At 66.4% G+C, this 22,959-nt stretch carries 20 protein-coding genes and 4 tRNA genes; 16 read left to right on the forward strand and 8 right to left on the reverse strand.

Annotated elements, in window-relative coordinates:
* Positions 1-14: 14 nt before the first annotated feature.
* From AC13GA_RS02030 to wrbA, 3 genes are all read right to left on the reverse strand, one after another.
* Complete coding sequence (locus AC13GA_RS02030; RefSeq protein WP_046985220.1) at positions 15-500, reverse strand: asparaginase domain-containing protein; 486 nt, start codon at positions 498-500, stop codon at positions 15-17.
* A 79-nt stretch (positions 501-579) separates the two neighbouring features.
* Entirely contained in the window at positions 580-915 is a 336-nt protein-coding gene (locus tag AC13GA_RS02035) for a DUF2069 domain-containing protein (RefSeq protein ID WP_046985221.1), read from the reverse strand.
* On the reverse strand, positions 912-1,505 hold the full coding sequence (wrbA, locus tag AC13GA_RS02040) for an NAD(P)H:quinone oxidoreductase (protein WP_046985222.1): 594 nt from the start codon (positions 1,503-1,505) through the stop codon (positions 912-914). Before wrbA ends, AC13GA_RS02035 begins: the two co-directional genes overlap by 4 nt.
* A 77-nt stretch (positions 1,506-1,582) precedes the next feature.
* On the opposite strand from wrbA, the gene AC13GA_RS02045 reads away from it, so the two are divergent.
* Together AC13GA_RS02045 and AC13GA_RS02050 are read left to right on the forward strand one after the other, a co-directional pair.
* Positions 1,583-2,857, forward strand: coding sequence for a YihY family inner membrane protein (locus AC13GA_RS02045; protein WP_046985223.1), 1,275 nt, complete (start codon positions 1,583-1,585; stop codon positions 2,855-2,857).
* Entirely contained in the window at positions 2,854-3,429 is a 576-nt protein-coding gene (locus AC13GA_RS02050) for a TlpA family protein disulfide reductase (protein ID WP_430767070.1), read from the forward strand. The genes AC13GA_RS02045 and AC13GA_RS02050 overlap by 4 nt, the downstream gene beginning before the upstream one ends.
* Before the next feature lie 277 nt (positions 3,430-3,706).
* On the opposite strand, the gene ppk2 is transcribed toward AC13GA_RS02050, so the two are convergent.
* Genes ppk2 through hemA form a run of 4 tightly spaced genes read right to left on the reverse strand, consistent with a single transcriptional unit; the run spans position 3,707 to position 8,591 of the window.
* A complete protein-coding gene (gene ppk2, locus AC13GA_RS02055; protein WP_065722832.1) occupies positions 3,707-4,489 on the reverse strand; it encodes a polyphosphate kinase 2 in 783 nt (260 codons plus the stop codon).
* Between the two features lie 46 nt (positions 4,490-4,535).
* A complete protein-coding gene (locus tag AC13GA_RS02060; protein WP_482997438.1) occupies positions 4,536-6,242 on the reverse strand; it encodes an O-linked N-acetylglucosamine transferase, SPINDLY family protein in 1,707 nt (568 codons plus the stop codon).
* Between the two features lie 5 nt (positions 6,243-6,247).
* Entirely contained in the window at positions 6,248-7,330 is a 1,083-nt protein-coding gene (gene prfA / locus AC13GA_RS02065) for a peptide chain release factor 1 (protein ID WP_295376535.1), read from the reverse strand.
* A complete protein-coding gene (hemA, locus tag AC13GA_RS02070) occupies positions 7,308-8,591 on the reverse strand; it encodes a glutamyl-tRNA reductase (protein ID WP_046983103.1) in 1,284 nt (427 codons plus the stop codon). Before hemA ends, prfA begins: the two co-directional genes overlap by 23 nt.
* 63 nt (positions 8,592-8,654) lie before the next feature.
* On the opposite strand from hemA, the gene AC13GA_RS02075 reads away from it, so the two are divergent.
* From AC13GA_RS02075 to ychF, 8 genes are all read left to right on the forward strand, one after another.
* The gene (locus tag AC13GA_RS02075) at positions 8,655-10,340 is read left to right on the forward strand and encodes a tetratricopeptide repeat protein (protein ID WP_447780862.1); all 1,686 of its coding nucleotides are present in this window, start codon (positions 8,655-8,657) and stop codon (positions 10,338-10,340) included.
* Positions 10,337-10,996 (forward strand): lipoprotein insertase outer membrane protein LolB, encoded by a 660-nt coding sequence (gene lolB / locus AC13GA_RS02080; RefSeq protein ID WP_046983101.1) that lies wholly within the window; start codon positions 10,337-10,339, stop codon positions 10,994-10,996. The genes AC13GA_RS02075 and lolB overlap by 4 nt, the downstream gene beginning before the upstream one ends.
* The gene (gene ispE / locus AC13GA_RS02085; RefSeq protein ID WP_046983100.1) at positions 10,993-11,862 is read left to right on the forward strand and encodes a 4-(cytidine 5'-diphospho)-2-C-methyl-D-erythritol kinase; all 870 of its coding nucleotides are present in this window, start codon (positions 10,993-10,995) and stop codon (positions 11,860-11,862) included. The genes lolB and ispE overlap by 4 nt, the downstream gene beginning before the upstream one ends.
* Positions 11,863-11,873: 11 nt before the next feature.
* Positions 11,874-11,950 (forward strand) — tRNA-Gln (locus AC13GA_RS02090).
* A 138-nt stretch (positions 11,951-12,088) separates the two neighbouring features.
* Complete coding sequence (locus tag AC13GA_RS02095) at positions 12,089-13,048, forward strand: ribose-phosphate diphosphokinase (protein ID WP_005415400.1); 960 nt, start codon at positions 12,089-12,091, stop codon at positions 13,046-13,048.
* A gap of 107 nt (positions 13,049-13,155) precedes the next feature.
* Entirely contained in the window at positions 13,156-13,773 is a 618-nt protein-coding gene (locus AC13GA_RS02100) for a 50S ribosomal protein L25/general stress protein Ctc (RefSeq protein WP_046983099.1), read from the forward strand.
* Between the two features lie 50 nt (positions 13,774-13,823).
* Positions 13,824-14,402, forward strand: coding sequence for an aminoacyl-tRNA hydrolase (gene pth, locus AC13GA_RS02105; RefSeq protein WP_032130433.1), 579 nt, complete (start codon positions 13,824-13,826; stop codon positions 14,400-14,402).
* Between the two features lie 147 nt (positions 14,403-14,549).
* Positions 14,550-15,641 (forward strand): redox-regulated ATPase YchF, encoded by a 1,092-nt coding sequence (gene ychF / locus AC13GA_RS02110; protein WP_014036087.1) that lies wholly within the window; start codon positions 14,550-14,552, stop codon positions 15,639-15,641.
* Positions 15,642-16,230: 589 nt separating this feature from the next.
* On the opposite strand, the gene AC13GA_RS02115 is transcribed toward ychF, so the two are convergent.
* Complete coding sequence (locus tag AC13GA_RS02115) at positions 16,231-18,969, reverse strand: TonB-dependent receptor plug domain-containing protein (RefSeq protein ID WP_482997439.1); 2,739 nt, start codon at positions 18,967-18,969, stop codon at positions 16,231-16,233.
* A gap of 170 nt (positions 18,970-19,139) precedes the next feature.
* Here AC13GA_RS02115 and AC13GA_RS02120 point away from each other — a divergent pair, with 170 nt between their 5' ends.
* From AC13GA_RS02120 to tuf, 6 genes are all read left to right on the forward strand, one after another.
* A complete protein-coding gene (locus tag AC13GA_RS02120; RefSeq protein ID WP_046983107.1) occupies positions 19,140-20,159 on the forward strand; it encodes a Type 1 glutamine amidotransferase-like domain-containing protein in 1,020 nt (339 codons plus the stop codon).
* A 104-nt stretch (positions 20,160-20,263) separates the two neighbouring features.
* Positions 20,264-21,280 carry an isoaspartyl peptidase/L-asparaginase family protein gene (locus AC13GA_RS02125; protein ID WP_046983096.1) on the forward strand — a complete coding sequence of 339 codons (1,017 nt, stop codon included), beginning with the start codon at positions 20,264-20,266 and terminating at the stop codon, positions 21,278-21,280.
* A 136-nt stretch (positions 21,281-21,416) separates the two neighbouring features.
* Positions 21,417-21,502 (forward strand) — tRNA-Tyr (locus AC13GA_RS02130).
* 24 nt (positions 21,503-21,526) lie between these two features.
* Positions 21,527-21,600: transfer RNA gene (locus AC13GA_RS02135), tRNA-Gly, on the forward strand.
* A gap of 49 nt (positions 21,601-21,649) precedes the next feature.
* Positions 21,650-21,725: transfer RNA gene (locus tag AC13GA_RS02140), tRNA-Thr, on the forward strand.
* Between the two features lie 41 nt (positions 21,726-21,766).
* Positions 21,767-22,957 (forward strand): elongation factor Tu, encoded by a 1,191-nt coding sequence (tuf, locus tag AC13GA_RS02145; RefSeq protein WP_012510154.1) that lies wholly within the window; start codon positions 21,767-21,769, stop codon positions 22,955-22,957.
* Positions 22,958-22,959: the final 2 nt, after the last annotated feature.

Here is a 22,959-nt window from a genome sequence, read left to right on the forward strand (position 1 = left end):
CGGCACGCTGTTCCTCAAACCGATTCGAAGCGGTTCGCGGCCACGTTCTTGCGCACGTGCTGCGGATCGAAGATCCGGCCGTTCATCGCGATGTACACGCCGGTCGGCAGCGACTGCACTGCACCGATCGCACAGCCGATGTTGAACTCGGCATCCGACCCGCGGAAACGTGCCGGGCTCAGCGCACCGGTCATCACGATGGTCTTCTCCGGAATCGTCGCCAGCACCTGGCCGGTCTGCACCATCGAATCGGTGCCGTGGGTCACCAGCACGTGGCGGGTCGGCTGCGCGGCGATGGTGGCGCGGATCAGCTCGCGGTCCTCATCGTTGATGTGCAGCGAATCCTTGCGCAGGATCGGAATCACGTTGAAGCGGAACGTCACGCCCAGCTCGCGCAGGATCATGCCGATCTGGGGGTCGCCGATCTGGTAGTCCGACTTGTCGTCGAAGTAGATCTTGTCGATCGTGCCACCGGTGGTGACGACCAGGAGCTCTTCCATCATGTGCATGCGCGAAACCAGGACAGGTACAGCGGCGCGGGGCCAGGAACACAGATGATACGGCCCGGCGGCCGCAGCGTCAGCGTCGCTTGCCGAAGCGGGCGCGCAGCCCGGGCAGGCTGGCGCTGAAGATCACCAGCAGCGCCAGCGCGATCTCGATCAGCGCCAGCCAGCGCGTCTGCGGGTGGCTCCAGGCGCTCATCACGCCATGGCTGAACCAGCCCAGCGCCAGCACCGAGGCCCAGAAGCCAGCCTTGCGCCAGCCCAGGCGCAGCGCCACGGCCAGTGCCAGCGGCGGTGCGGTGAACACCAGCTGGGTGGCCAGCCAGTGCTTGTCATTGATGAACCAGCCGGCGAACAGCGCCGCCAGCCCCATCAGGGCCAGCAGCAGGACCGTGCGCGGCGGGCGATTCATCGGGCCAACCGCTGTGCGATGTCAGCCACGCGGCGTCCCAGCGCGCGGGCCAGAACGGCCTCGTCGTCGGTCGGCTGCGGGTCATCGGCCGCGCCGGCCACATGGCTGGCGCCATAGGGCGTGCCACCACTGGTGGTATGGCTCAACGCCGGCTCGGTGAACGGGATGCCGACGATCACGCAGCCGTGGTGCAGCAGCGGCACCTGCATCGACAGCAGGGTCGATTCCTGGCCACCATGCATCGAGGCGGTGGAGGTGAACACGCCGGCCGGCTTGCCGGACAGAGTGCCGTTGACCCATTCGGCGCCCAGCCCATCCAGGAAGTGCTTCACCGGCGCGGCCATGTTGCCGAAGCGGGTCGGGCTGCCCAGCAGCAGGCCCTGGCATTCGACCAGGTCCTGAACGCTAACGTAGGGCGCGCCATCGTCGGGTACCGGCGGCTGCGCGGTCTGGGTGACGGCGGCCACCGGCGGCACCGTGCGCAGCCGCGCTGCCATGCCCGGAACCTCGCCGATGCCCCGCGCGATCTGGCGCGCCAGCCGTGCCACTGAACCGCCCCGGCTGTAGTACAGCACCAGAATCTCGCCCATCGTGACCGCTTCTCCTCGTCGTGTGGCCACCAGTATGGCTATCCTGCGACCATTCCGCATCGGGTACCCTTTCGCCGATGGAACCTTTGGATACGCTCAACCTGTGGATGGAGCGCGCGCGGGATCGCGCACGCGCCATCAGCTTCGGCCGCTTCCTGTGGCATCGCTTCCTCGACGACCGCCTGTTCCAGGCAGCGGCGGCGCTGGCCTACACCACGGTGTTCGCGCTGGTGCCGCTGGCGATCGTGGTGTTCGGCGTGCTCTCGGCCTTCCCCGTCTTCGACCGCTGGAGCGACCAGCTCAGCGATTACGTCTTCTCCAACTTCGTGCCCAACGCCGCGCGCGCCGCCGAGGGCTACCTGCGGCAGTTCTCGGCCAGTGCCGGCCAGCTCACCGCCGCCGGCTTCATCGCGCTGGTGGTGTCGCTGCTGATCACCCTCAACAGCGTTGAGGAGACCTTCAACCAGATCTGGCGCGTGGGCTCGACCCGGCCCAAGCTGACCCGCTTCCTGGTCTACTGGACCGTACTGACCTTGGGCGCGATGCTCGCCGCCGCCTCGCTGGCAGTGTCGGCGCGGGTCTTTGCGATGCCATTGTTCGGGACCCAGGAGGGCCGCTGGCTGGCCGACCTGGCGCTGCGGCTGGCGCCGATCCTGATCGAATTCGTCTGCATCACGCTGATGTTCCGGGTGGTGCCGCACCACACGGTGAAATGGCGGCATGCGGTGCCCGGTGCGATCCTCGCCGCAGTCATCCTGGAACTGGTGAAGTGGGGCATTGGTGCTTACCTGGGCAGCTTCCAGTCGTACCAGAAGCTCTATGGCACGGTGGCCTTCGTACCGATCCTGCTGCTGTGGATCTATCTGTGCTGGGTGGCGGTGCTGCTGGGCGCGTCGTTGTCCTCGTCGATGGCAGCGTTCCGGTACCAGCCGGTCGAGCTGCGCCTGCCGCAGGGCTACGAGTTCTACGGCCTGCTGCGCCTGCTGGGACGCTTCCACCATGCACGCGCGAAGGGCAAAGGCCTGGCCGACGACGAGATCCTGCGGTTGGAGCCGATGCTGACCGATTCGCTGCTGCAGGACCTGGCCTGCAACCTGCAGGAAATCGGCCTGCTGCGCCGTGATGAGCGCGGTGAATGGCTGCTCGCGCGCGATCTGGAGCAGGTCAGCCTGTCTGACCTGTACGAATGCACCCAGCTGCGCATTCCAGTGGCCGAGCAGCACCTGCCGTACCGCGACGACACCCTGGGCCGCGCCGCACTGGCGGCCCTGGACGACCTGCGACTGCCCCTGCGCGAGCGCCTCAAGCGCAAGGTCAGCGACATCTACACCGATTCTGGAGACGCACCATGACCCGCAAGACCTCGTTGCCGCTGATGCTCCCGCTGGCCCTGCTGCTGGCGCTGTCGGCCTGCAAGCCTGCGCAGGAGCCGGCCCCGGCCAGCAGCCAGCCGCCGGCACAGGCACCAACGCCGACCACGCCGGCGCCAGTGGATGAGACCCCGGCCGAGCGCATCACCGCCGAGTTCCCGACGTTGAAGATGAAGGCGGTGGACGGCAGTGATTATGATCTGGCCGCGCATCGTGGCAAGTGGGTGGTGGTGAACTTCTGGGCGACCTGGTGTGCACCGTGCCGCAAGGAGATGCCGGAGCTGTCGGCGTTGCATGCGATGCGCAGCAACATCGAAGTGGTTGGTCTGGCCTACGAGGACATCGAGGTGCCGGAGATGCAGTCGTTCCTGACCAAGCATCCGGTGACCTATCCGATCGTGATCGTGGATCCGTTCGATCCGCCGGCGGACTTCGCCACGCCGCGAGGCCTGCCGTTGACGCATCTGCTGGATCCGCAGGGCAAGCTGGCCCACACCTTCCTTGGCCCGGTGACCGCCGCGGACATCGAAAAGCAGATCGCGGCGGCCAAGTAGGTTGCGTATCGGCAGGGCTGCGCCCTGCACTCGCCGAAACATTCAAGCAACGGCAACAGCAACAGCCAAAGCGCGATTTCCGTGTGGTGGCGGGGCGGTGTCGGAGTGCGGGGACGCCGCAAGTACGTCCATGTAGGCTTGTCAGCCGCATCCATGCGGCTGACACCCCGCACTCCGACACCGCCCCGCCTACCCACAGGTAACCCGCTTCTGCTTCGGCTGTTGCTGTTGCCTTGGTTCGTAGCAGGTGCAGGGCCGCAGGCCCTGCCGACCCACCCTAATCTTCGACCGGGAAGTCCTCGATCGGCTTCAGTACATCGTAGTGCTCGCGATGCAGCTTGCCCTTCAGCTTCGGCAGCTCCGGCAACGGTGCATCCACCCGGGTGTCCGGCAACCGGTCGAGCAGGTTGCGTACCAGGGTCAGCCGCCCCAGCCGCTGGTCGTTGAAATCCACCAGCGTCCACGGCGCATCCGCGCGATGGGTGGCACGCAGCATCGCCTCGCGCGCTTCGGTGTACGCGCTGTACTTGCTGCGTGATTTCAGATCCACCGGTGACAGCTTCCAGCCCTTCAGTGGATCGACATGGCGCTCGGCGAAGCGCTTCTCCTGCTGCTCCTGATCCACGCACAGCCAGTACTTGAACAGCAGGATGCCGTCATCCACCAGCAGTTGTTCGAACACCGGCGCCTGGCGCAGGAACTGCTGGTACTCGGCCTCGCTGCAATACCCCATCACTCGTTCGACGCCGGCGCGGTTGTACCAGCTGCGATCCATCAGCACGATCTCGCCGGCCGCCGGAAGATGCGAGGCATAACGCTGGAAGTACCACTGCGTGGCTTCGCGGTCGGTAGGCTTGGGCAGCGCCACCACCCTGCACTGGCGTGGGTTGAGGTGCTGGCTGATGGCCTGGATCGCGCCGCCCTTGCCTGCGGTGTCGCGGCCTTCGAACAGCACCAGCAGGCGCTGCCCGCTGTGCTGCACCCAGCGCGCCATCGCGGTCAGCTCCAGCTGCAGTGGCTGCAGCAGTTCGTCGTATTCCTTGCGCTTGAGCTTGGCCATCGTCACACCCTGCGGGGAGGAAGCCCGAGCGTAGCGCAGGGATCGCTCAGGCGATGTCGAGGCCCTGCCACCCATGCTCGCCGGCCAGCCGCTGCAGCAGCGCTGAAAGGTCGTGGGCAAATCCGGCCATGTCGAACAGGCCGCTGCCTTCGCGTGCCTGTGCCAGTTCTGCGCGCAACGCCGCCAGTGCCGCCGGGTCATTGCCCAGCGTGCTGGCGGTAGTGATGAACGCTGCATCGTCGGCGACATTCATCCGTGCCAGCCCCAGATGGTGGTTGAGGCTGCCGGCCACGCGCGAGGCGAAGGTCTCGCCGGGGCAGGTCAGCACCGGGCAGCCGGCCCATAGTGCGTCCGATGCTGTGGTGTGCGCGTTGTACGGGTTGGTGTCCAGGAACAGATCGGCCAGCTGATAACGTGCAAGGTACTGCGGATGCGGCAGCTTGGCCATGAACACCAGGCGTGCCGGGTCCAGGCCAGCGGCCTGTGCGGTGCTGCGCAGGCGGGCATCGGCCTGACCGGGCCCGGACAGCAGCCACAGCACGCTGCCGGGTACCGTCTGCAGCACGGCGAAGGCGCGGCCCATGCTGCGCGGATTGAGCTTGTAGCTGTTGTTGAAGCAGCAGAACACCACGCCGTGCTCGGGCAGGCCGCAGTCCGCACGCGTCGGCGCGGCTTCCAGCGCACGCGTGTTGTCCGAGGGCTGGAACGCACGCGGCAGGCGCAGCACGCGTTCGCTGTAATGCGGTTCCAGCGATGGTGGTAGCGCGAAGTCATCGCCAATCACCGCATCCATCCACGGCGCACCCGATGTGCCGGGGTAGGCCAGCCAGTTCAGCTGCAGCGGGGCAGGACGCATCGCCAGCACTTCCGGCGTACCGCCGCCGCCCCAACCGCGCAGGTCGAACAACAGGTCGATGCCCTGCGCGCGGATGCGGGTGGCGATGTCGGCATGGCGCAGGCCGGCCACGTCGTGCAGATGCGTCGCCGCCTGCAGGCGCTGGCGGATGCGGCTGCCGTCGTCGCGGTTCAGTGCGAACAGATGCAGTTGCAGCGTCGGGTCAAGGCGCAGTTGCTCCAACAGGGCTACAGTCAGCAGCCCGGTGGGATGGGCGCCAAAACCATTGGAAAGGAAACCGACGCGCAAGGGGCCGTGCCCGCGCGCCTTTACGGCAGGAAGGGGACGCACCCCCGAAGCAACCACCGCAGCACGTGCACGCGCACAGGCCAGCTGTTCGGCGGCGCTGGCGTCCTCGCTGAGGAAGGCGAACGGTTCGACAACACCCTGTCCGGAGGCCAACGCACCGCGCACCTGTGCAGCCAGCGCGTCCACGTCCTGCCAGTCGCACAGGCGGCGCTGCCAGGCCAGCCGCTGGGCGGCGATGTAGGGCTCGGCCGGCATCAGGGTGTGCGCGCGCCGATAGGCGGCCGATGCGCCCTCGGCATCATCGGCATCTTCCAGCGCGTGGCCCAGCCACAGCGCGATGCCTGGATGCTGCGGTGCCAGCGCCGAGGCTTGGCCGAGCAGCGTCGCGGCGTCGGTATGTGCGCCGGCCATCCACGCCACGCGGCCCAATCGCGCCAGCGCTTCGGGATGGTTCGGACGCAGCTGCAACGCACGGCGCGCGGCCTGTTCGCCAGCAGCGATGTCGCCGGCTTCCAGTTCCAGGTCGGCCAGCATCACCCAGGCGACAAAGTCGCCGGGCTGGCGAGCGATCGCCTGTTGCAGTTGTTGCCGCTGCTGCCAGGCCGTCATCGTGCTCAGCTCGCCGACAGCTGGGCCAGGGCGTCGACCTGGTGTTCGTGGCTGAGCCGCTGCAGCAGCGGATCGAGATCGCCGGCGAGGATGTTCGGCAGGTCATACAGGGTCAGGCCTTCCACGCGGTGGTCGGTGATCCGGCCCTGCGGGAAGTTGTAGGTACGGATGCGCTGGCTGCGGTCGCCACTGCCGACCTGCAGGCGCCGCGACTCGGCCTGTGCCGCATCCTGGCGCTGGCGCTCGGCGTCCAGCAGCTGCGCCTTCAGGCGTTTCATCGCCTTGTCGCGGTTGGCGTGTTGGCTGCGTTCGGTCTGGCATTCCACCACCACGCCGGTTGGCACGTGGGTGATGCGGATGGCCGACTCGGTCTTGTTGACGTGCTGGCCACCGGCGCCGGACGAGCGGAACGTATCCACCCTCAAGTCCGCCGGATTGATGACGATGTCATCGACTTCATCGGCCTCGGGAATGATCGCCACGGTCGCCGCCGAGGTGTGGATGCGGCCCTGCGATTCAGTGGCCGGTACACGCTGCACGCGATGCGTGCCCGATTCGAACTTCAGGCGCGAGAACGCGCCACGGCCGACCACGCGCGCCACCACTTCCTTGTAGCCGCCATGTTCGCCGGGGTTGTCCGATTCGATCTCGACCTTCCAGCCCTGGCGTTCGGCATAGCGGGCGTACATGCGGAACAGGTCGCCGGCGAAGATTGCTGCTTCGTCGCCACCGGTACCGGCACGCACTTCCAGGAACAGGTTGCCTTCGTCGCGGGGGTCGCGCGGCACCAGCAGCAGTGCCAGTTCCTGTTCCAGCTCCTGCAGGCGGGCTTGGGCGGCGGCGATCTCCTCGTCGGCCAGTTCGCGCAGGTCGGGGTCGGCACGCATGCCTTCGGCCGCGGCCAGGTCGGCCTTGGCACGGGCTTCATCGGCGAGGGCGGTGGCGATCGGCTCAAGTTGGGCGAATTCGCGCGAAAGGTCGCGGAAACGGGTGTTGTCGGCGACCACATCGGGTTCGGCGAGCAGGCGTTCCAGTTCTTCGCGGCGCTCGGCCAGCGCTTCCAGCTTACGGCGCAGGGTCGGCGTCATCGGGTCTCACGGGTGGGTGGCGGTAACCCGGCGTGGCCGGGAACAGGCGCTCGGCGGCGCGGGTCAGGTCGGCGTCGCCACTCAGCGCGGCCGCGCGCAGCGCAGCGGTCGGCGGATGCAGCAGGCGGTTGGTCAGGCCATGGGCGAGCAGTTCCAGCACTTCGTCAGCCGGCTTGCCGTTGGCCAGCTGCTGGCGCGCGCGCTCCAGCAGTTCGGTGCGGGTTGCCTCGCCGAACGCGCGCAGCTGCCGCAATGGCGCCTGGTGGGCGCTGGCCTGCTGGGTCTCGACGAAGCGCGACACCTGCAGATCGATGATCGCCTCGGCCTCGGCGGCGGCCTCGCGGCGGCCACGGCGGTTGTCTTCCACCGCCCGCTCGAGATCGTCCACGGTGTACAGGAAGGCATCGTTGAGCGTGGCGACCTCGGCTTCGATGTCGCGCGGCACGGCCAGGTCGAACAGCAGCATCGGCTTGTGCCGGCGCGTGCGCAGCGCCTTGGCCACCATCTCGCGATGGATCACCGGCTCGCGTGCGGCAGTGGCCGAGAACACCACGTCGGCCTCGCTCAGGTGGCGGTCCAGTTCGGTCAGCGGCAGGGCCACACCGCCGTGGCGGCTGGCCAGCTCCTGCGCATGGGCGAGGGTACGGTTGGCGATCAGCAGCCGCCGCACCTTGCCTTCACTCAGGTGGCGTGCAGCCAGCTCGATGGTCTCGCCGGCGCCGACCAGCAGCACGGTGGAATCGTCCAGGCGCGCGAACGCGTTCTGCGCCAGTCGCACTGCGGCCGATGCCACAGATACGGGGTTGGCGCCCACCTGGGTGTCGGTGCGTGCGCGCTTGGCCACCGAGAAGGTCTGCTGGAACAACCGATCCAGGCGCTGGCCAAGAAGGCCATGATCGCGCGCGGTAGACCAGGCATCCTTCACCTGTCCGAGGATCTGCGGTTCGCCCAGTACCATCGAGTCCAGCCCGGTGGCGACCCGGAACAGGTGGCGTACCGCTTCGGCATCGGCATGTTGGTACAGGTAGCCCTGCAGGTCGCCGGCCTGGGTGTGCAGCCATTGGTCCAGCGCCTGTGCCGAGTCGGCCACCGCGTACAGCTCGGTGCGGTTGCAGGTAGACAGCAGCACCGCCTCGGCGATCTGCGGGGTATCGCGCAGCGAACCGAGCGCGCGCGGCAACGCCTCACCGGCGAAGGCCGCGCGTTCGCGCAGTTCCACCGGTGCGGTCTGGTGATTCAGTCCGAGCACCCACAGGGTCATTGTTCAGTTGCTTGCGATAAGCTGCTGGCCATTGGACGACATTTTAAGGCCCCGATGCCGACGATGCCCGCATTGATTCGCATCCCCAGTGTTCTGCTGCTGTCCCTGGCCTGCGGCCAGGCCCTGGCTGCGGTGCCGGCCAAAGCCCCCGTGCGGGCCCCGGCCACTGAGGAACTGGCGCTGGAACCGGTGATGGCCGGTGAATTCGCGCTGCAGGCCGGCAAGCTGGCCGATGCTGCGCGCTGGTACCTGCGGGCCGCCCAGCAGACCGACGGCGACGCCGGCCTGGCCGAGCGCGCGACCCGTATTTCCATGCTTGCCAACGATGATGCCAGCGCGGCCAAGGGCCTGGCCCTGTGGCAACAGCGGGCGCCGCGCTCGCTGACCATGCGCAGCGCCGCCGGCGCGCTGGCCATGCGCCAGGGCGACGTGAAGGCGGCCCGCAGCGAACTGCAGGCGCTGCTGGCCGACCCTGACGAGCGTGGCTGGAAGTTCGCCCTGGCGGCCTTGATCGGTGGCGGCCGCGACCCGGCGGTGCCGGCGCAGGTGCTGGGCGAGCTGGTCGACGCCAACGCCATTCCGTCGAAGATCGAGGCCTGGCAGGAGTTCGGTCGTCTCGCCCTGCGCATGGACAAGCCCGAGCTGGCGCGGCGCATGATCGATGAAGTGGTCAAGCGCTTCCCCGAGGAGCCGCGCGTGGCGCTGCTGCGCGCCAGCCAGCTGCAGCAGGCTGGCGAGACCGGCAAGGCGCTGTCGCTGCTGCAGGACGTCGAACCGAAAACCCGCCAGGACCCGGAACTGCGTAACGCGGTGGCCATCGCCTACGACAGCCTTGGCCAGCCGTCGGCCGCCGAGCGTGTGCTGGCGTTCGGGCCGCAGGACGTGCAGACCTGGGGCATGCGCGCTTCGCTGCTGGCCAAGCAGGGCGACAAAGCCGCGCTGTCCAACCTGTACAACGAACTGTCGCGGCAGGCGGCCAAGCCGGACCCGGCGCAGCGCCTGCTGCTGGGCAAGATCGCCGAGTACCTGAAGCGTTATCCCGAGGCGGTGCAGTGGTACCACAGCGTGCCCGGTGGCGATGAGCTGAGCGAAGCGCGCCTGCGCGCGGCCAACGCCCAGGCCCTGGCCGGGCGCCTGCCGCTGGCGCTGGATGAAGTGCATGCGATCCAGTCAGATGCGGTGGTCGACGACGACGTGCGCCGCGACGCCTACCTGCTGGAAGCCGAGCTGCGCCAGCGCGCCGACGACAGTGCCGGTGAACTGGATGCGCTGGCCCGCGGTCTGGCAGCGTACCCGGATGACAACGGCCTGCTGTACGCCCGTGCGCTCACCTGGGAGCGCCGTGACGATATCCCGCGTGCCGAGGCCGACCTGCGCAAGATCCTGGTGACCGACCCGGAAAACGTGCCGGCCCTCAACGCGCTCGGCTACACCCTGGCCGACCGTACCGGTCGCCTGCAGGAAGCGTTGGAGCTGATCGACCGCGCCCGCGTCGCCGAGCCGGACAACGCGGCCATCGTCGACAGCTACGGCTGGGTGCTGTATCGCCTGGGCCGCAAGGAAGAGGCGCTGGTGCAGCTGCGCCGTGCCTGGACCCTGGCCAAGGACCCGGAGATCGCTTCCCATGTCGGCGAAGTGCTGTGGGTGCTGGGCAAGCACGATGAGGCCCGCCATTTCTTCGAAGAGGCGGCCAAGCTCGACCCTGAAAACCGCGCGCTGCTGCGCGCCCGCGAGAAATTCAATCCATGAGTGTTTCCCTGATCCGGCCGCTGCTGTTGGCGGTCGCGACCGTGGCGGTCACCGCCTGCACCACCGTGGGCACGCAGAAGACCCCCGCGCCTGCCGTAGTCGAGACGGTGTCGGCTGAAGCTGCGCAGGCCGAGACCGTGCGCGTGGCCGCCCTGCATGCGCAGCCGGACTGGGCCTTCCAGGGCCGGGTCGCGGTCAGCAAGGGCAAGGATGGCGGCAGTGGCCGCATCGACTGGAAGCAGGACGGCCGCCGCTATGTGGTCGAATTGAGTGCGCCGGTGACCCGGCAGAGCTGGAAGCTGACCGGCGATACCCATTCCGAGGCCGGCCGCCTGGAAGGGCTGGCCGGTGGCACCCGTGACGGTGAGGACGCCCAGCAGCTGCTGCTCGAGGCGACCGGCTGGGACATTCCGGTCAACCAGCTGCCGGAGTGGATCCGTGGCCTGGTGGCCGGCGATGCTGCCGGTCCGGAGAAGGTCGAGCGCGACGGTGAAGGCCGGCCGCGCCGCATGCAGCAGATGGGCTGGCAGGTGCAGTACCTGGAATGGTACCCCGCCGAGGCCGGGCGCCCGGCGCTGCCGCGCCGGATCGAGGCCAGCAATGGCGATGCCAAGGTGCGCCTGCTGGTGGACCAGTGGGGGCAGGGCGCGCCATGAGCGGGGCAGTCGACGACGCGGGCTGGTCCTGGTGGCCGGCCCCGGCCAAGCTGAACCTGTTCCTGCACATCATCGGCCGTCGTGCCGACGGTTACCACGAGCTGCAGACCGTGTTCCGCCTGCTGGACTGGGGGGATCGCATTGGCCTGCGCCTGCGTGAAGACGGCCAGGTTCGCCGTGAAGGCGAAGGCCTGGCCGGCGTTTCCGAGGCCGATGATCTGGCAGTACGTGCCGCACGCCTGCTTAAAGATGTGGCGAATGTCGCGCAAGGTGCGGACATAATCGTTGAAAAACATGTTTCTGCAGGTGGTGGTTTTGGCGGCGGTTCGTCCGATGCCGCCACCGTGCTGGTGGTACTGAACCGGCTCTGGCAGGCCGGTCTGGACGAAGACGCGCTGGCCGCGCTGGGGCTGCGCCTGGGTGCCGACGTGCCGGTATTCGTGCGTGGCCACAATGCCTGGGCCGAAGGGGTCGGTGAGCGCTTGCAGCCGATCACGCTGGCGCCGGCCTGGTATGTCATCGCCGAACCTGGGGTTCATGTCCCCACCCCGGCGCTGTTTGCTGATCCGGATTTGACGCGCGACTGCCCACAGGCGAAAATAGACGACTTCGCTTCCGGCGCTCTGGTCGGGAACGTGTTCGAGCCGGTGCTGCGCCGCCGCGAGCCTGCCGTAGAGGCGGTGCTTGCCGCGTTGAGCGGTATCGGCAGGGCACGTTTGACCGGGTCCGGAAGTGGTTGTTTCGTCGAGTTCGATTCGCAGGCTGCCGCAGAGCAGGGGCGAGCGGAGTTGCCGAAGGAGTTGCGGGCAAGGGTGGCCGCGGGCGTTGCACGTTCGCCACTGCTGGATGCACTCGAGCAACACTGATTCATCAATGCAGGGGCGTCGCCAAGAGGCCCAAGGCACCAGGTTTTGATCCTGGCATTCGGAGGTTCGAATCCTCCCGCCCCTGCCAATGCGGCTGTGTCCGCGCCATCCAGCGCATCGACCGCGCGGGACGTGGAAACAACCGCGGTGTTGTAAGCAGCAGGGGCCGAAGCGGTCCTTGCCGCTACCGGATCCCCGCCACTCGTCCCCGCCCGAGACAATCATGATGCAAGAGTCCCCGAACCTGCTGGTCTTTTCCGGCAACGCCAACAAACGTCTGGCGCAGAACATCTGCAAGGAACTGGGAGTACGCCCGGGCAAGGCGCTGGTCTCGCACTTCTCCGATGGTGAAGTGCAGGTGGAAATCGAAGAGAACGTCCGCAAGCAGGACGTGTTCGTGATCCAGCCGACCTGTGCGCCGAGCGCGGAAAACCTGATGGAACTGCTGGTGCTGATCGACGCGCTGAAGCGCGCATCGGTGGCCAGCGTGACCGCCGTGGTGCCGTACTTCGGCTACTCGCGCCAGGATCGCCGCATGCGTTCCTCGCGCGTGCCGATCACCGCCAAGCTGGCCGCAAAGATGTTCAGCACCGCTGGCGCTGACCGCGTGCTGACCGTTGACCTGCACGCCGACCAGATCCAGGGCTTCTTCGATATCCCGGTGGACAACGTGTATGCGTCCCCGCTGCTGCTGGCCGACATCTGGCGCGCCTACGGCACCGAGAACCTGATCGTGGTGTCGCCGGACGTGGGTGGCGTGGTCCGCGCCCGTGCGGTGGCCAAGCGCCTGGATGACGCCGACCTGGCGATCATCGACAAGCGCCGCCCGCGCGCCAACGTCTCCACCGTGATGAACATCATCGGTGACGTCGAAGGCAAGACCTGCGTGATGGTCGATGACATCGTCGATACCGCCGGCACCCTGTGCGCCGCTGCCGCTGCCCTGAAGGCGCGCGGTGCGCTCAAGGTCGCCGCCTACTGCACCCACGCGGTGCTGTCGGGCCCGGCGGTGGACAACATCACCAATTCCCAGCTCGACGAGCTGGTGGTGACCGACACCATCCCGCTGAAGGACGCAGCGCGGGTGTGCAGCAAGATCCGCCAGCTGAGCGTGGCGGAAATGCTGGCCGAGACGATGCGCCGCATCGCCTTCGGTGAGTCGGTCAGCTCGCTGTACGTCGACTGATTTTTCGTCCCCGCCGGCAACGGCAGGGACACACCGGGCGCTTCTGGTCGCGGAAGCGCCTTCAACCGCCGAGCCGCAAGGCAAGGCAACAACCTGAGTAGTCGAAAATGTCGAAGACCCATGAAATCAAGGTCACCAAGCGTGAACTGCAGCGTAAGGGTGCGAGCCGCCGCCTGCGTCACGCTGGTGTGATCCCGGCGATCGTGTACGGCGGCAACGCCGAGCCGGTCGCCATCAGCCTGGACCACAACGAAATCTGGCTGGCCCAGCAGAACGAGTGGTTCTATGCCTCGATCCTGGACCTGAACCTGGACGGCCAGGTGCAGAAGGTGCTGCTGCGTGACATGCAGCGCCATCCGTACAAGCAGCTGATCATGCACCTGGACTTCCTGCGCGTGAACGAGAACGAGAAGCTGACCGCTTCGGTTCCGCTGCACTTCATCAACGAAGACACCTCGCCGGCTGGCAAGGCTGCCGACGTCGTGGTCGCCCACGAACTGAAGGAAGTGACCATCAGCTGCCTGCCGAAGGACCTGCCGGAGTCGATTGAAGTCGACCTGGCCGACCTGAACGCTGGCGACGTGGTGTACCTGTCCAACATCAAGCTGCCGAAGGGCGTGGAAATCCCGGCGCTGGCGCTGGGCAAGGACCACGACGACGCCATCGTCACTGCCAAGCACGGCAAGCAGGATGCTGCCGACGCTGAAGAAGCAGCGGCCGAGTAATACCCCGCGGCGCCTGTCCTTCGGGGCAGGCGCCGTATCTGGATGGAACGATGGCAGGATTGCGACTGATCGTCGGTCTGGGCAACCCCGGATCGGAGCACGCCCGGACCCGGCACAATGCCGGGTTTCATTTCGTTGAGGCCCTGGCGGAAAAAGCCGGTGCACGATGGAATGTGGACAGCAAGCTGTTCGGTGAGACCGCCAAGGTCGAGATCGCCGGGCAGACGGTGTGGCTGCTCAAGCCTGCCACCTTCATGAACCTCAGTGGCAAGTCGGTCACCGCCGCACAGCGGTTCTGGAAGATCGAGCCGGAAGAAACCCTGCTGGCACACGACGAACTGGATCTGGCGCCCGGCGTGGCGCGGTTGAAGTTCGACGGCGGCCACGGCGGCCAGAACGGCCTGCGCGACACCATCCGCCTGCTCGGCCACGGCAAGTTCCACCGCCTGCGCGTGGGCATCGGCCATCCCGGCCACAAGGACCGCGTGGTGGGCTGGGTGCTGGGACGCCCTTCCAAGGACGATGAAGTGCTGATTTCGCGCGCCATCGACGATGCGATCGATGTGATGCCGCTGGCGGTGCAGGGCGATTTCAGCGAAGCGATGAAGCGGCTGCACACCCCGAAATAGCGCTTCTTGTAGGTGCCAACCTTGGTTGGCACACGTTTCCCCGGTAGTCGCCAACCTTGGTTGGCGGATGTTCCACACCGAGATGGATTGGCCAAGCAGCGCGCGCGCTGTTTCACCAATCACTTTCACCCCAGAGAGCTGTCACCCATGGGTATCAAATGCGGCATCGTCGGCCTGCCCAACGTCGGCAAGTCGACCCTGTTCAATGCGCTGACCAAGGCGGGTATCGCCGCGGCGAACTTCCCGTTCTGCACCATCGAGCCGAACGTCGGCATCGTGCCGGTGCCGGATCCGCGCCTGAACGAGCTGGCAGCGATCATCAACCCGCAGAAGGTCATCCCGACCGCGGTCGAGTTCGTCGACATCGCCGGCCTGGTGGCCGGTGCCGCCAGCGGTGAAGGCCTGGGCAACAAGTTCCTGGCGCACATCCGCGAAGTCGATGCGATCACCCACGTGGTGCGCTGCTTCGAGAACGCCGACGTCATCCACGTCAACAACAAGGTCGACCCGATCTCGGACATCGAAACCATCGATACCGAACTGGCGCTGGCCGACCTGGACAGCGTCGAGAAGGCGCTGAACCGTGCCGAGCGCGCGGCCAAGGGCGGTGACAAGGACGCAGCGGCGCGCAAGCCGGTGCTGGCAAAGCTGCAGGCGGCACTGTCCGATGGCAAGTCCGGCCGTTCGGTCGGCCTGGACGAGGAAGAGAAGGCGCTGGTGCGCGACCTGTTCCTGCTGACCCTGAAGCCGGTGATGTACATCGCCAACGTGCTGGAAGACGGCTTCGAGAACAACCCGCACCTGGAAGCCGTGCGCGCGCACGCTGCCGCCGAAGGCGCGCAGGTGGTGCCGGTGTCGGCCGCGATCGAAGAGGAGCTGTCCCAGCTCGACGACGAAGACCGCGATACCTTCCTGGCCGATCTGGGCCTGAGCGAGCCGGGCCTGAACCGCGTGATCAACGCGGCCTACAGCCTGCTCGGCCTGCAGACCTACTTCACCGCAGGCGTGAAGGAAGTCCGCGCGTGGACCGTGCGCAAGGGCGCCACCGCCCCGCAGGCCGCGGCGGTCATCCACACCGACTTCGAGAAGGGCTTCATCCGCGCCGAGACCATCGCGTATGACGACTTCATCAAGTACAAGGGCGAAGCCGGCGCCAAGGAAGCCGGTCGCCTGCGCCTGGAAGGCAAGGAATACCGTGTGCAGGAAGGCGACATCCTGCACTTCCGCTTCAACGTCTGATCCAGCGGCATCGGATCGACCCCGGACGCCCCGCCTTGTGCGGGGCGTTCGCGTTTCTGGTGATGGACAAAAAAGCACCAGGCTGCGAGACGCTTGCGGTGCGACGTTTGCCGGCACTTGTCCACAGCAAACTCCCATCGCTTTCCACGCCGGATGTGGAAAACCGTGGGGTCGGATCCCTTTCCACGGGAAAGGGCTCCGACCCCGATCAGTGCAGTCGGACCGTGGACAAAATTTCACCAGGCTTCGAAACGCCTGCACTGCAATGCTCGCGCCCACTTGTCCACACCAAGTTCCCATCGCTCTCCACGTCCGGTGTGGAAAACAATCGAAGGGCATGGACAAAAAATCACCACGCCCGGAAACGCCTGCGCCGCAATGCTCGCGCCCACTTGTCCACACCAAGTTCCCATCGCTTTCCACGTGCGGTGTGGAAAACCCGCGTGGCCCGCTCTGGTAGTCGCCCACCTTGGTGGGCGCGTGGCAGATCAGTGCCCACCAAGGTGGGCATCTACCAGAGCCAGGTTCCCAAACAACAAGGCCCGCCAATGGCGGGCCTTGTCGTCCACGTTCTGCAATGCGGCATGCCTTACAGCGCGCTACCGCCGAACTTGTGGGTGTACTGCAGGTTGATCGTGCGGCCGATGCTGTCGAACCAGGACACGTCGTAGTACGGGTACGCCGTGTACGTGGCGTCCTTCGGCGGCATCTTGTTGAACACGTTGACCACCGACAGCGACAGGCGCGAATGATCATCGAAGCGGTACTGCAGGGAGGCGTTGTAGCGGTAGGTCGCCTTGATGTACGGGCTGTCACCGCTGTCCCACTTGAACACCTGGTCGTAGCTGTCCGAGGTCGGCAGCTTGCCCAGGCGCGAACCGTAGACCGTGGCCGACCATGCAGCCTTCTCCCAGGTCACGCTCAGGCTGGTCTTGGTGCGCGGGATGTCGAAGTTGCTGTTGACCGCGAACTGGTCCTGGATCGGATCACCGGGGTAGCGCTGGAAATCGTGCTTCTTCACCCAGGTGTGGGTGCCGTTGAGGATGAAATCACCGATGCCGGTCTGCAGGCGGTAGCGCAGGCCGACGTCGATGCCGGAGGTGGACTCGCGGGCAACGTTGATCGGGGCGACGCGCACGCCGTACAGGCGGCCATCACTGGTGCGGGTGATGCGGTCGAGCGCGTCCACGCAGGTCGGCGAATTGATGTCGACGCTGCCGAGGCGGCAGTTCGCTTCGCTGGCCAGGATCGTGCGCACGTCCATGTCCTGCACCTGCTTGCGCATGTCGATGTCGAACCAGTCCAGCGACAGGTCCAAGCCGATCGCCGGCGACCAGACCAGGCCCGCACTCCACGAGGTGCTGGTTTCCGGGTCGAGCTGGCGGTTGCCGGTGCGGCTGCGGATCAGGTTGCGCTCGTAGTCGGAACAGTCGGTGGCGCCGTCGGCGCGGCAGCTGTACAGGTCCTCGGCGCTGGTCTCGTCATTGCCCGGGCCGGCGAATACATAGTGCAGGTCCGGAGCGCGGAAGGCGGTACCGTACGAACCACGTACCAGCAGGGTGTCGATCGGGCGCCATTCCAGGCCGCCGCTCCAGGTTGCCTTGCCGATGGTGTTGCCGGAATAGCGGTACTGGTCGTAGCGGCCGGCCACGCTCAGGTTGACCGTTTCGTGCAGCGGCATGCGCAGCTCGGCGGCGGTGGCCCAGCGGTTGCGTGAGCCCTTGCCGTCCGAATCCTTCCAGCTGTAGTAGTAGTACTGGGTGGCCAGCGGATCGGGGTTCAGCGAATACGCCTGCTGGCCCACTTCCACGGTCGCGGCGAAACCGGCATCGCCGCCCGGCAGGCCGAACAGTGCGGAGTTGGTCACGGTGAAGGCAGCCGTCTCGGTGCGCGACTTCGGGGTGTAGGTGGTGCGTGCGGCGATCGAATCGTACTCGGCGCGGGTCAGCGGCCGGTACAGGCGTGACGGGTCGGCGTTGTAGATCGGGAAGCCGTCATCGTCCACGCCCAGCTGCGGGCCCAGGAACAGGTCGTTGGCCTTGGCGGCGATGATCTGCGCCCAGCTGATCCGCGACTGGTACTGCGAGTGGCTTAGCGCCGCTTCGTAATCCCAGTTGCCGGCCAGATTGCCCTTGAAGCCGGTGGTCACGCTGAGGGTCTTTTGCGTGCTGCGTACCATCGCATTGCGCAGGCCGCCCATTTCTTCAGGTGAGAACTGGCGCTGCCAGAACTCGACCTCGCCGGTGGCCTGGTTGTTGAAGTAGCCCGACTCATCGCCAGTGGCATCCATGCGGCCCCACTTGGTGACGTCGCGCATCAGCGACATCGTGTGGTAGCCCAGCTGCACATCGGCGAACCACTGCTGGCCGTTGTCGAAGTCGTAGCTCAGCGAGGCGTAGCCATTGGCGCCGCGGCGCTTGCTGAGGATGGTGCCGTAACCGATCGAGCTGTCGCTGCCGCAGTAGTAACCGTACTTCGGCCGATAGGCACGGTAGGTGCTGCCTTGGTTCTGCCCGGCCAGCGCTTCGCAGGTGGCCGCGCCCGGGTCCAGGTAGTCGTCGTTGTAGTCGGTGCGCAGATATGCGCGGCGGGCGATGCGCGAGCCTTCGGTGGGGCCGTCCTGGGTCGAATCCTGGATGTCGCGCTCGTAGGCCCACAGCGGGGTCTGCGATTGCAGCTCAACGCTGTACACCGCATTGAAGTTGCCGTGGCTGAAGCCGCTGGCGATGCTCACGTCGAACGACTCGCCACCGCCTTCGCTGGTGGTGCCCATGCGCATGTCGACGGTGGTGCCGTCGGCCTTCTTCTTCAGGATGAAGTTGACCACGCCGGCGATTGCATCCGAGCCGTAGATGGCCGAGGCGCTGCCGGTCAGCACTTCGATGCGTTCGATCATCCCCAGCGGGATGTTGGAGACGTCGGTGAAGTTGCTGCGGCCCTTGAACGGCATCGGGAAATCGGCGATGCGGCGGCCGTTGACCAGCACCAGCGTGTGGTTCGGGCCCAGGCCGCGCAGGTCCACCTGCTGGGCGCCCGGCGAGAAGTCGGCGCCACTGGACGACTGCTGGCTCTGCGTCTCGCCGCCGTTCTGGGTCATCGACCGCAGTACGTCGGGCACGGTGGTGAAGCCGCTGGAGCGGATCTGCTCGGCGCTGATCACCGTGATCGGGGCGGGGCCTTCAACCTGGGCGCGCGGAATGCGCGAACCGGTGACCTGCACCGCGTCCAGCTGTTGAACCGAAGAGGAAGCCGGAGCCTGGGCCGCCGCGGAAGCAGCCACGCCCATCAACGCCAGCTGGATCGACCACGCCATCGCCTTTCTACGCATGAGGAATTCTCAGAAATGAAGCCGGCCCGCAGAGGTGGGGCCCTGTCCCCCATTCAGATTTCTGGAATGGGCGCGCGCATTTAACGCCTTTTTTATGTCCTTGACTACTGGGTTCCTATCTGGCAAAGAGTGAAAACGCTTGCAAGTCGATTTTGTTCAGGGAGATCAAGATGCGACGCCTCCACAGAACCCTGCACGGCCCCTTTTCCTGGCTGGCGCTGCTGGTCCTGGCCTGGCCGCTGGCGGCGCCTGCGCAGGACCTGCAGGGCCCCGGTTTCGCCTATTACGAAGTCGGTGATCTGGAAGCCCCCCGGCCTGGTCCGCGCGCGCCAGCGATGATGCTGATGGGGGGCGGCGAGTGGGTGCCCGAGGCCTTCCAGTGGTGGCTGAAGCAGGCCGGCAACGGCCGTGTGCTGATCCTGCGCGCGTCGGGCAGCGATGAGTTGCAGGACCGCCTGTACCGGGACATCGGCGGCACCACCGCCGTGCAGACCCTGGTCTTCGACAATCGCCGTGGCGCCGACGATCCGGCGGTACTGCGCGTGGTCGCCGCGGCCGACGCCATCTTCATTGCCGGCGGCGACCAGTCGCGCTACATCCGCTTCTGGAAAGGCACCGCGCTCAACCGCGCACTCAATGCCCACGTGCGCGCCGGCAAGCCGATTGCCGGCACCAGCGCCGGGCTGGCGATCCTGGGCGGCTATGCCTATGGCGCGTTGGATGGCGGCAGCGTCACCTCCGCCGGTGCGCTGGCCGACCCGAAGGGCAGCGCGGTGACCATGGACAGCGGCTTCCTGCAGATGCCCTATCTGCAGCGCGTGGTCACCGATACCCACTTCGACAAGCGCGACCGCCTCGGCCGCCTGATCGTGTTCGTCGCCCGCGCCGTACAGGACAGTGGCGACCCGGACATCGTCGGCATCGGCGTCGATGAAGACACCGCCCTGTGCGTGGAGCCGGATGGCCAGGCGCAGGTCTACAGCGCTGATGGCGAAGGCAAGGTCTGGGTGGTCAGCCCCGGCCGTGATGCCGATCGCCTGGTCGAAGGCGAGCCGCTGCGCTTCCACGCCGTGCCGGTGACCGTGGTCGCCAGCGGCAGCCGCATGCGCCTGGACGACTTCCAGGCCGAGGCCGGCTATCAGGCGGTGGCCGACATCAGCGACGGCGAGATTGAGTTCACGCTTCGGTAGTGCCGGCCGCTGGCCGGCAACTCACTTCCCTGATACGCCCCTTGCCGGCCAGCGGCCGGCACTACCTTGCAATCCATTCCCTCGTTCTGCTGGAGACGTACCCGATGAAACTGCGCCTGGCGCTGTCCGCACTGTTGTCCCTGCCCATGCTTGCCCAGGCCGCGCCGGCCACCTCACCGCTGCTGGTCATCCACGGTGGCGCCGGTGTCGAGCGCAAGGACCTGTCGCCGGCCGAGGAAAAGGCTGCGCGTGACGCGCTGCGGGCGGCCCTGTTGAAGGGGCATGCGGAGCTGGCCGCCGGCCGTCCGGCGCTGGCAGCGGTCACCGCAGCGATCACCGTGCTGGAGGACGATCCGACCTTCAACGCCGGCAAGGGCGCGGTGTTCACCCACGATGGCCACAACGAGCTGGACGCGGCGGTGATGGATGGCGCGACCCAGGCCGCTGGTGCGGTGGCCGGCGTGCAGCGGGTGCGCAATCCGATCCTGCTGGCACAGACGGTGATGCAGAAGTCCCGGCACGTGATGATGGTCGGGCAGGGCGCCGAGTCCTTCGCGGTGGAGCAGGGCATGACCCTGGTCGATCCCTCGTACTTCCGGACTGACAAGCGCTGGCAGCAGCTACAGCGGGCACTGAAGGAAGAGGCCAGCGGCCAGGCGCATGCCGACCTGGAGACCGCAAAGCACTTTGGTACCGTCGGCGCGGTTGCGCTGGATGCGCAGGGCCATCTCGCCGCCGGCACCTCCACCGGTGGCATGACCAACAAGCGCTACGGCCGTGTCGGCGACTCGCCGATCATTGGTGCCGGTACCTGGGCCGATGCCCGCTGTGCGGTGTCCGGTACCGGTTGGGGCGAGTACTACATCCGTACCGCGGCCGCGCACGAGATCTGCGCGCGCATGCGCTACCAGGGGCAGACGCCGGAGCAGGCCGGCAAGGGCGTGATCAACGAAACGATTCCACAGATGGGTGGCGACGGTGGTGCCATCGTGCTGGCCGCAGACGGGAAAATGGCAGCGCCGTTCAACACCCAGGGCATGTACCGCGGCTGGATCGGGTCGGACGGAATCCCCCATGTCGCAATTTTCGCCAGCGAGTCCCTGGCAGTGCCCGCGCAATAGCCTTGCGTATCAATGGCTTTGCGACGCATGTGAAAAAAAGTGAAAAAAAGCGTTGACAGGTCTCCGCTTCATCTCCAGAATTGCGGGCTCACCACCACACACCGCAACGCTTCGGCGGCACGGAATGGGGTGGTAAGGAGGGATACCCAAGCGGCCAACGGGGGCAGACTGTAAATCTGCTGGCTTACGCCTTCGGTGGTTCGAATCCACCTCCCTCCACCAGTTTCACGTTGTGACATTCCCGGCGCGGGAGTAGTTCAATGGTAGAACCTCAGCCTTCCAAGCTGATGGTGCGGGTTCGATTCCCGTCTCCCGCTCCATTGAATGAACTTTGAATATTATCGAGTTCATGTCATAATGCAAAACTCGGCTCACGTAGCTCAGTCGGTAGAGCACTTCCTTGGTAAGGAAGAGGTCGAAGGTTCGATTCCTTTCGTGAGCACCATCTTAAGCACCACCTCTCAGACGAATTCGAGATAAGCAGCCATGGCCAAGGGTAAGTTCGAGCGCACCAAGCCGCACGTCAATGTCGGCACCATCGGTCACGTCGACCACGGCAAGACCACGCTGACCGCCGCACTGACCAAGATCGGTGCCGAGCGCTTCGGTGGCGAGTTCAAGGACTACTCCTCGATCGACGCCGCGCCGGAAGAAAAGGCTCGTGGTATCACGATCTCGACCGCGCACGTCGAATACGAATCCGAGAAGCGTCACTACGCCCACGTCGATTGCCCGGGCCACGCTGACTACGTCAAGAACATGATCACCGGTGCTGCCCAGATGGACGGCGCGATCCTGGTCTGCTCGGCCGCTGACGGCCCGATGCCGCAGACCCGCGAGCACATCCTGCTGTCGCGTCAGGTCGGCGTGCCGTACATCGTCGTGTTCCTGAACAAGGCCGACATGGTCGACGACGCCGAGCTGCTCGAGCTGGTCGAAATGGAAGTGCGCGAGCTGCTGAGCAAGTACGACTTCCCGGGCGACGACACCCCGATCATCGCGGGTTCGGCCCGTCTGGCGCTGGAAGGCGACCAGAGCGATATCGGCGTGCCGGCCATCCTGAAGCTGGTCGACGCCCTGGACAGCTGGATTCCGGAGCCGGAGCGTGCGATCGACAAGCCGTTCCTGATGCCGGTGGAAGACGTGTTCTCGATCTCGGGCCGCGGCACCGTGGTGACCGGTCGTATCGAGCGCGGCATCATCAAGGTCGGCGACGAAATCGAAATCGTCGGTATCCGTCCGGTGCAGAAGACCACCGTGACCGGCGTTGAAATGTTCCGCAAGCTGCTGGACCAGGGTCAGGCAGGCGACAACGCTGGCCTGCTGCTGCGCGGCACCAAGCGTGACGACGTCGAGCGTGGCCAGGTTCTGGCCAAGCCGGGTTCGATCAAGCCGCACACCAAGTTCGAAGGCGAAGTGTACGTGCTGTCGAAGGATGAGGGCGGCCGTCACACCCCGTTCTTCAACGGCTACCGTCCGCAGTTCTACTTCCGCACCACCGACATCACCGGTGCAGCCCAGCTGCCGGAAGGCGTCGAAATGGTGATGCCGGGTGACAACGTCAAGATGGTCGTCACCCTGATCAACCCGGTGGCAATGGACGAAGGCCTGCGCTTCGCCATCCGCGAAGGCGGCCGTACCGTCGGCGCCGGCGTGGTCTCGAAGATCATCGAGTAAGC

The organism is Stenotrophomonas sp. 22DLJC03, assembly GCF_056861405.1.